The sequence below is a fragment of the Methanophagales archaeon genome (assembly GCA_021159465.1).
In the GTDB taxonomy this organism is placed as follows: domain Archaea; phylum Halobacteriota; class Syntropharchaeia; order Alkanophagales; family Methanospirareceae; genus G60ANME1.
Window position 1 is genome coordinate 1 of the sequence record JAGGRR010000086.1, and the last position, 6504, is coordinate 6504.

Below are 6504 nucleotides of genomic sequence, written 5' to 3' on the forward strand. Positions count from 1 at the left end.
TTAAGCCCTCTGTAATCGATGTTCAGCAACACATGTAAATACGCCAAAAACACCGTCAGGTATTCATGATATACATATGGTGCGCCTAACCTTCCCTCTGTTATAATTTCTCTAAATCTTTATCCCACGTTTCAATCAAATCCAGCGAAATACATGCTTCTCCACGAGCTACAAGTTTCTCATTGTATTCTCTCCAGTTTCGCTTATCTTCATATTTCTTCCCCCAACGCTCTTTTCTCATAAATCATTACACAGGAAAACATATATATTTATAGTTATGCAACATAGCAAAAACATCGAAAAACTTTTATATGGTATAGACTTTCAATATCATTAAGCGATACTATGATGAGAAACATCTTTTTGGGGTTTATCAGGATACACATTTTACATCATGCAAATGAAGGAGAAATCTTTGGTGTATGGATTATGAACGAACTCAGAAGGCATGGCTATTCAATAAGTGCCGGGACGCTGTATCCCATACTCCATTCTTTAGAGAAAGAGGGCTATCTAAAAAGAAGGGACGAAGTGGTTAACGGCAAGGTAAGAAAATACTATCGAATAACTGAAAAAGGCGTTAATGCGCTTGAAGAAGCGAAACAAAAAATTAAAGAACTTGTGGAGGAGGTAATATGAACACAATTGTATCCATAGCGCTTTTTGTTGCCGGGCTTGGATTAGTCATCTACTTTGCTGAGAAACTTGTCAAAGGAGCTGTTGGGACATCTTTGGGCTTTGGGGTTTCCACCTTCCTTATCAGTGTCATCTTCATCGGCTTTGACCCAGAAAATCTTGCCGTTGGTGCTGTTGGCTCCTTTGAAGGAATTGCAGGCATCGCTTTGGGTTCCATTATCGGAGCTGCGATGGTTGCCATCGCCCTCGCATTTGGGATAACAGCACTGTTTGCCCCTATGAGCTTTGAACAGGTCCCAAAACAGATTCTTACCGTGCCCATTTTGGCAGTGCTTCTTCTGGGTATATTGAGTTTTGATGGTCAACTATCGAGAATAGATGGCGCGGTTTTGCTTCTTGGGTTTGTACTATCAGTTAACTATCTTTTGCGGTTAAGCAAAAGAGGTTTTGATATAAAACCCACAGGAGAAGTTGCTGAAACTCTGGAGGAGGCTGAAGAACTCAGCAAATGGAAATCCTTTGGACTTCTTCTCCTATCGCTTGCCGCCATCATCATTGGAAGCGAGATGCTGGTCGCTGGTTCCGAAACGATCATTGTGAGGCTTGGGCTCTCCGATACTGTTTTTGGAATGACTATCCTTGCCTTCTTAGTAAGTATTGAGGAGCTGGCAAGAGAGCTTCCAGCGGCGATGAAGGGAAGACCTGAGATAAGTTTTGGGAATGTGGTTGGCTCCATCCTTGCCTTCTTCCTGTTTAATGCCGGTATTATAGCACTGGTAAGTCCAGTCACAGTAGGCACTCAGGTCCTGAGGTTCTATCTTCCCATATGCCTCGGTACAGTTATTGTGGTCTCGCTCTTTATGATGACCAAAAAGATACCTCGCTGGGCTGGCGGAATTTTAGTCCTTCTATACTTGATTTTCATTGCCGGAAGTTATATCTAAAAGAGGGTGTAGAAAATGACAGAAATAAACTCAACGAAAGCGAAAAGGCGGATACCTTTTGACAAACCAATCAAGATTGTTATACTGTTTTTTCACTTTATCGGCTTCAGCGTCTGGTATGGTGGAGCGGTAATAGTGGGAGAAGTCCCGGCTATATTCCCTGCAATGACGGTGGTTTCTGGCGTGTTTCTGGTTGCTCGCGAACTCTATAAGGATGGGTCCGTGTGGCTTAGAGTAAGCGAGGGAGTATTGACCATGCTCAAAGTGGTGCTGCTTGCAGTTGCCAGCGCGTTGATGATATACGAAGTTCCCATATTGAGCATAGTAATGCTGTGTGGGCTACTCAGTTCGCATCTTCCTGAAGAAGTTAAAGAAAAGAGGATTCTCTAATTAACAAACATCAGGGATTGCCATGACAAATAGAATGAAAGAGCTGAACTGGCAAGAAGCGTGGGAAGAGAAGCGGCAGGTGCGCGACCTCGAAAAAGCATTTGAAAAGGAAATCATCGAGCAGTACGTATCGAGAGAGGGTTTGCATAAAGAGAAACGTCCGGCAGTGGTGATGTGGTGGGAGATTAGAAAGAGGTGAATTGGAGGCAAGATGGTTTTACCAAAGGAATTATGAACAAAGACAATGTTTACAGCAGGGTAGCAGGTAACGTATTTCCTTTTAGGACTATGGAATAGGGATAAATTTGGCATACCATTTCAGAACATAAGCGCCTTTGTCCATTGTGGTGTACCGCTTACCGCAATCTGAGCATAGTCTATTATTGCAGCCCAATGAGATCTCACGGTATTCCCCACATTTTGGACTGTAATAAACGAAACAGCCCCTATCGGGACCTTTGCAGCTCATCATCTTCTCCTCTTCTCTCTTCTCTACCTCTCTTATCTCTCCCCTGTGGAGGAGAGAGTATCGGTCCCGGTCCCAATTGTGATTATCTGTGAATATTTGTTTTTATAGATGAGAAGAAAGAGGAAGGGGATGAAAGGCGAGATAATCACTTCTTCCTTAATTCAAAACATGCATGACCTTTTATCTAAGAATTTTCATTTGATTCAATGAAATAAAATGGAAGGAAGTCATATTTTATATACAACAATGAAATGCAGTGATGAGCGATAAGCATAACGAAGGAGCATCAACAGAGGAGAAGATATGGAGGCTCAGCAAGCTCCATGATCTTCTGCCGCTACATAGGGTATTACTTGGTCATGACGGCTCAATGACGCTACTGCTGGAGTTAATTGTATGCAGTGAGGTTGAACTTGCTACAATCAGGCAATCGGTGGTGCCATGCCCGGAAGGCGCAGCAGAGTTACTCGGTGCTGATGCGGGTGTGGCGGTAAATGAACGCGATATCATTATCATGAAGAAGAGCGATAGAACGCCACTGCTCTATGCACGGTCTTATACACCACTATCGAGATTGAAGCCCGAGTTTAAAGAAGACCTGATGAAAGCAGATATCCCGATAGGCAGGATAATGCAGAAGTATAGAATAGAAGCGCGGCGGGAGATACTGGATGTGGGCTATCAGGAGCGTGAGCATCGGCTGGAATCGCTATTTCAGTGCTCAGCACCATTCCTATGGCGGATATACAATATAATCACAGGTGGTAAAGTATTAATAACAGTAAAAGAGTATTTCCCCGTCTCGTTACCTGGAACGTGTTACACCAATTCGCTTACAGTATTGAGAAACCGGGCAAATACTGCACCTGGGACTTAGTGGCGTGCATACGCTCCTGCCATGCAGTACGAATAGCTCATTGAGGATTATCCAGTTCTGTTTGGGTACAATCCTGCGTAATGCAAATTCGGTCTCATTCGGGTTCCTGGTTGCAACGATGCCCATGCGATTGGATATGCGATGCACGTGTGTATCAACAGCGATACCGGGCTTATTATAGCCAATCGTGAGTACTATATTTGCGGTCTTTCGACCCACACCCCGGAGCTTCAGGAGTTCATCCAGCTCATCTGGCACCTTAGAGTTATACCGCTCAACCAGAGTAGAGCAGATCTCAACGATTTGCTTCGCTTTCCGGTGATAGAACCCCACTGGATATATTGCAGACTCTATATCACTAATTCGGAGTTTTAGCATCTCTTCGGGCGTCTTCGCTAACGAGAACAAGCGCTCTGCCGCTTTTGACGTCACTTCATCATGGGTTCTCAGGCTCAACAGGCACGAAATGAGTGTCAGAAACGGATCGCCCCTCGTTGCAGGCGCCATAAGTAACGAGCTCCCCGCCTGGTATCGTTCCTTCAATATCTGTATCACTTTCTCTACATCTGTATCTGTGCCCGTATCCGTATCCATATCCATATCTGTATTAATTTCTCTCATTGATTTGATTCCGTTATTGGGCTGGTATGGGATGAGTACAGCATCGTTCATCATCGCCTGTAATAGACCTTCCTCACAGGCCACGAAATCTCTATCCCTTCTTCATCATAGCGCCTCTTCAACGCCTTTATGAACTCATGCATAACCAGATATTTAGCTGTCGGTTCTTCAACACGTAGAATAATCGAGAAATTTATGTTCGAATCGCCGAAGGTATGGTATCGGATAAAGGGCTCGAAAGTCTTCACCGCTCCTGGTACAGTCTCCTGTATTCGCTTGCCCACCTCATTCGTTATTCGCTCCACCTTATCCAGGTCAGATTCGTAAGCCACGCCACACTGGACCACCACTGACATCTCCTGCACTGGCAACGAATTATTCACGATTATACTATCAGCGAGTTTTGAATTCGGAACCACGACATAAGTATTTGGCAGAGTCCTTATTCTTGTAGACCGCCAGCCAATATCCTCAACAAAACCCGATATGCCACCCTCTATATCTATGAAGTCACCAACATTTATCGGGCGGTCAGAGAGGAGATGCAGCCCCCCAAATAAGTTTGCAAGTGTGTTCTGAAGTGCCAACCCGATAGCCAGGCCACCGACCCCGAAGGATAGAAGCAGAGGGCTTATATCTATCTTAAAATGGCGTAGAATCATAAGAACCGCGAGCAGATAAATACCCAGTGCTACTAAATTGCTTATCAACTTCGGCATCTTCTCGAATTTCTTCTGCACTCGCAGCCATCGACTTATCAGAATGCTGAGCACACTGGATATTATCAAGGCTATTAGTATAGTCATGACTACGAAATAAGCACCTTTTATATAATCCGAATAGGGCGTCAGGGCAGATAGAGATAGCAGCCCGAAATATAGCCCGATGAGGATTATTGAGCCACATAATGGCTTTATTATTATTTTCAGTAGCATGTCATCAATATCGGTCTTTGTACGGGCAGCTATGCTACGGAGGTATCTGACGATGATGATATGCACCACCTTTGAGATAATAAGTGAACTAAGAATGATCAATGCGAAATGAAAGTATTCGCTATGAATCAGACCTTCCATTCCCACTTCCATAATCTATACCTACACCTATATCTATTACCTTATCTCTTTAAAAAAACTTCAGTCATTCATATATTCATATATTCATTATTCATTCAATGGTCGAGCCAAATAAGAACTCATCAAATCTTATCAGCGCATGCCATCTATCCCTGCAATCGCAATTCAAGCCTTCGAGGATATTCAAGTCCTGTGTTAGGTTGAATTCCTTTATCGCTTCCTTCACTGCTGTATCACAGTAGCCGCAATTGTGTGGTCCCCGGATATGACCCGCGCCCACCGGGTCGGACATCACCACGATGTGCTTCCTTTTCTGTTTTATCGCACGTATCGCTTCGATCGCGCTCCATAACCATGGAGGTCTGTAATATCCTCTTTTCCATAGCTCCTCTAATGATGTGTGGCGCTGGACATTACAGAGATTCAGAGAGATTACACTACTAAATGGAGTGACAAGCTCGGCTGATTTTATAACATCCTCGAGCGCACTTCTCTCGGATACGAAAGGGGGTTTAAGCAGGAGATAGGTCTTCACTGTGGCACCGCAATCGGCAATGAGCCTCGCAGCGTTCTTGAAATCCGTGAATGAGAAACCCTTATCTATATACTGCAACCTGATGAGATCATCTGCTGTTTCCAGACCCATAGCCACTTCAAGATGCCAATGCCCGATATGTGGCTGTAGCAAATCAGCTATTTTAGCTGCACTGACATACTCTGGTCTTGTCTCTATTATCAATTTCTTTAACTTTATATCTTGCTCTTGCCGTTGCTGCAACATCCGTGCTATACGCCGCCTCGTAGTAGCTGATATCTCACGCTCATCGAGGAAGCTACCAGAGGTATAGAGCTTCAGGATGAAATCCTCTTTCGGGCTGGCTCGTAATGAATAATCAAGCTGAGCGAGTATATCAGCCTGTGTTATATGGGCGGAGGATTCATGCCAGTAGCCACACATCCTGCATCTGCGCCACTGGCAGCCAGCAGTTCTCAGTATTACAGTGAGGGTTCTTACCGGTTTCTGCTCCTCCATAAGGAACTCATAATCGAGCCATGAAGCCACAGGTCTGTTTATTTTTATTTTTTTTGTACTGTTAGCGTCGGTCATGTCTATCTATATCTTACACCTGTATGATTCAAAGAAGTGTATGTAAAATAACAGTCTATTCTAATGTATAAATACATGAACACAAAAGAGGCAATTATGGGGCACAAAACTTCAAAAACAACAGATATTATACATTAACCCCCTCCAAAATGTCACCATTCAGCAAGCCTTTGTAGGCTTCCTTTATCCCTGAAACCCAATGAAATGGCAATGCCAATCAAAACGACACCAAGAGAAGCGATCTTTGTCACAGAAGACAGAGTAAATCTAAAAGCCAACGGCTTTAAAGAGGGGTATTCTATGGCTAAAACAAGTTTCATACCGATATAATAGCCTCTGGACCTGGAATAAGCCCATTTATAGTCCTTATCTTTTAAATCTTC

The 6504-nt window shown here is 43.8% G+C and carries 11 protein-coding genes; 5 read left to right on the top strand and 6 right to left on the bottom strand.

Annotated elements, in window-relative coordinates; translation table 11 throughout:
• Positions 1-100 precede the first annotated feature (100 nt).
• Positions 101-241 (bottom strand): hypothetical protein, encoded by a 141-nt coding sequence (locus J7J01_04525; protein ID MCD6210146.1) that lies wholly within the window; start codon positions 239-241, stop codon positions 101-103.
• 104 nt (positions 242-345) lie between these two features.
• On the opposite strand from J7J01_04525, the gene J7J01_04530 reads away from it, so the two are divergent.
• From J7J01_04530 to J7J01_04545, 4 genes are read left to right on the top strand one after another with little or no spacing between them, the layout of a single operon-like run.
• The gene (locus J7J01_04530; GenBank protein MCD6210147.1) at positions 346-639 is read left to right on the top strand and encodes a helix-turn-helix transcriptional regulator; all 294 of its coding nucleotides are present in this window, start codon (positions 346-348) and stop codon (positions 637-639) included.
• Positions 636-1580, top strand: coding sequence for a sodium:calcium antiporter (locus tag J7J01_04535; protein ID MCD6210148.1), 945 nt, complete (start codon positions 636-638; stop codon positions 1578-1580). Before J7J01_04530 ends, J7J01_04535 begins: the two co-directional genes overlap by 4 nt.
• A 15-nt stretch (positions 1581-1595) precedes the next feature.
• On the top strand, positions 1596-1970 hold the full coding sequence (locus J7J01_04540) for a hypothetical protein (GenBank protein MCD6210149.1): 375 nt from the start codon (positions 1596-1598) through the stop codon (positions 1968-1970).
• A 22-nt stretch (positions 1971-1992) separates the two neighbouring features.
• Positions 1993-2169: a hypothetical protein gene (locus tag J7J01_04545; GenBank protein MCD6210150.1), complete on the top strand. Its 177-nt coding sequence runs from the start codon at positions 1993-1995 to the stop codon at positions 2167-2169.
• An 87-nt stretch (positions 2170-2256) separates the two neighbouring features.
• On the opposite strand, the gene J7J01_04550 is transcribed toward J7J01_04545, so the two are convergent.
• The gene (locus J7J01_04550) at positions 2257-2535 is read right to left on the bottom strand and encodes a transposase zinc-binding domain-containing protein (protein ID MCD6210151.1); all 279 of its coding nucleotides are present in this window, start codon (positions 2533-2535) and stop codon (positions 2257-2259) included.
• Between the two features lie 163 nt (positions 2536-2698).
• Between J7J01_04550 and J7J01_04555 the strand changes: the two genes are divergently transcribed.
• Positions 2699-3316, top strand: a complete 618-nt coding sequence (locus J7J01_04555) for a DUF98 domain-containing protein (GenBank protein MCD6210152.1) — start codon at positions 2699-2701, stop codon at positions 3314-3316.
• Here J7J01_04555 and J7J01_04560 read toward each other — a convergent pair.
• The 4 genes from J7J01_04560 to J7J01_04575 all read right to left on the bottom strand — a co-directional run.
• Entirely contained in the window at positions 3245-4021 is a 777-nt protein-coding gene (locus J7J01_04560) for an endonuclease III (GenBank protein ID MCD6210153.1), read from the bottom strand. The genes J7J01_04555 and J7J01_04560 overlap by 72 nt on opposite strands.
• Positions 3988-5025, bottom strand: coding sequence for a mechanosensitive ion channel family protein (locus J7J01_04565; GenBank protein MCD6210154.1), 1038 nt, complete (start codon positions 5023-5025; stop codon positions 3988-3990). Before J7J01_04565 ends, J7J01_04560 begins: the two co-directional genes overlap by 34 nt.
• A gap of 79 nt (positions 5026-5104) precedes the next feature.
• Positions 5105-6121: an archaeosine biosynthesis radical SAM protein RaSEA gene (locus tag J7J01_04570; GenBank protein ID MCD6210155.1), complete on the bottom strand. Its 1017-nt coding sequence runs from the start codon at positions 6119-6121 to the stop codon at positions 5105-5107.
• 152 nt (positions 6122-6273) lie between these two features.
• A partial coding sequence (locus J7J01_04575; protein ID MCD6210156.1) for a hypothetical protein occupies positions 6274-6504 on the bottom strand: 231 nt, incomplete at its 5' end.